The sequence below is a fragment of the Glycomyces salinus genome (assembly GCF_016428645.1).
GTDB lineage: Bacteria > Actinomycetota > Actinomycetes > Mycobacteriales > Micromonosporaceae > Glycomyces > Glycomyces salinus.
Genome location: NZ_JAELXW010000104.1, coordinates 1 through 1,855, shown reverse-complemented (window position 1 = coordinate 1,855; position 1,855 = coordinate 1). Strand labels below are relative to the sequence as shown.

Annotated in this window: 2 protein-coding genes; one reads left to right on the top strand and one right to left on the bottom strand. The window is 70.4% G+C overall.

The genetic code is table 11. The features are described from left to right. Positions 1-369: 369 nt before the first annotated feature. The gene (locus JFB92_RS20940; protein WP_199043203.1) at positions 370-807 is read right to left on the bottom strand and encodes a MarR family winged helix-turn-helix transcriptional regulator; all 438 of its coding nucleotides are present in this window, start codon (positions 805-807) and stop codon (positions 370-372) included. Positions 808-897: 90 nt separating this feature from the next. Between JFB92_RS20940 and JFB92_RS20935 the strand changes: the two genes are divergently transcribed. After that, complete coding sequence (locus JFB92_RS20935; RefSeq protein WP_199043201.1) at positions 898-1,473, top strand: class I SAM-dependent methyltransferase; 576 nt, start codon at positions 898-900, stop codon at positions 1,471-1,473. Positions 1,474-1,855 lie beyond the last annotated feature (382 nt).

Sequence of the window (1,855 nt, the reverse complement as noted above, 5' to 3'; positions counted from 1 at the left end):
GCCCGGCTCGAACCAGCGCTGCTCACCCACGGCGTCCGGGGAATCGGGGGATTTCTGACGACTACGAGCGGGAATCGGTCAGTTCGGATACGGACATCCGAGCTCGAAATGCCGACCGGGCGGCGGGCGCCCTCTGGAGGACTCCGTCGGCTGCGCGACGCCCGCTGTCGGGCTCAGCCGCTTTGCAGACATTGGATCTCAGTGTTGGGATATTATGTCCCGATTGTCAGATCTCGAGGCCGGGACATCCCCATCCCCGTCTCGGTCACCGACTTCTGGGGAGGCGTTGCCGCCGCACTGAGGGCATGGTGGGTGCCGGTCGCGGCCGGTGCGCACACAGTCCGCGTCCGGCTACCGGGGTTCGCCGACTCAGTCTGCGGCGCGGTCGTCGCGCATGGCTCGCAGTAGGGCCGGGAGTCCGGTGGCCAGCCCTTCGCGCTCTGCCGGTGACATCACCGAAGTCCAGCGGGCGAAGCGCCGGTCCAGTGCCGCGGCGGCTTCGCGGTGCAGCCGCCGCCCGGCCTCGGTGATCTCGAGCCGGTAGAGGCGGCGGTTGTCCGGGTCGCGCTGGCGGACAAGCAGGCCGTCCGATTCCAGGCCCGCGACCAGGCGGCTGACGCTGCTCTTCTCCAGGCCGAGGCGTTCGGCGAGCTCCCGCTGGGAGATGCCGGTCCGGTGGTCGAGCTCATGGAGCGCGAACAGCTGCGACATGGAGAAAGAGCGTTCGGGGAACAGCTGCTCCAGCAGTGTGAACTCAGCGGTCCGGACGATGTCCATGAGCAGGTGGTGCAGATGGTCGGCTTCCATCGCGCTCCTCCCCGTTCTTAGAGTTGTGCCCTGCAACTGAACATCGTAGACTGATCGGAAGGTTGCAAGGTACAACTATTGGAGGTCCGCATGCCGCACAGATCGCACGGCCACAGAGGGGGCTCCATCGAAGGCCGCCACAGTCGCGTCTACGACCGGCTCGCCCGCTGGCTGATGAAGCCGCTCTACCGCCGGTTCGCCGCCGACATCGCGGCGTCGGCCCCGGAAGGCGCCTCGGTGCTCGACGCGGGCACCGGGCCCGGCCTGCTGCTCGGGGCGATCGCCCGCGCCCGCCCCGACCTCCGGCTCTCCGGGATCGACCTCGCCGAAGACATGATCGACCACGCGAGGCGGAACCTGGCGGACCTGGAGGAGCGGCCGGATCTGCGCGCCGCCGACGTGGCCGACCTCCCGTTCGAAGGCGACCGGTTCGATCTGGTCGTCTCCACCTTCAGCGCGCATCACTGGGACGACCCGGAAGCCGCCTCGTCCGAGCTGGCCCGCGTCCTGCGCGCCGGAGGGCGACTGCTCGTCTACGACTTCCGATGGGCGCCGTTCGGGGCCCTGACCCGGCGCCCCGGCCTGACCGGAGTCGGCCGCACGCCGTTCCGGACCGGTCTGGGGCCGATCATGAAGGTTGCGCGTTTCGAGGCGCGGGCAGACTGAGGCAGAGATGCCGCTGGACGGCGACGACCTGGTCGTCATCGGCGAATGCCTTGAACCCCAGGGCGTTCCCGGCGGGGTCAAGTCGGAACCTCATTGTCGGCGTACGCGCCGAACTCGGCGGCGCGCATCGCCGCGATGCGCTCGTACCGCCTGATCCGGTCGGAGCGCCTGGACAGTGTTCGGACGGCGGGAGCTGGGGCGGGAGCGGTACCGGTGGGTGGCCGCTGCATCAACGGCATCACCGACGGCGATAGCGGGGCGGACCTCAGCGGCCGTGCCCGGCGCCCGGCACCGGGCACCCGGTGTCGCCTCCTTCGGGCACGGTTGCACCGGGGGCGGCGGGGTGGCGACATGCCCGGCCGCGGGGCGCGGAGGGGACCGG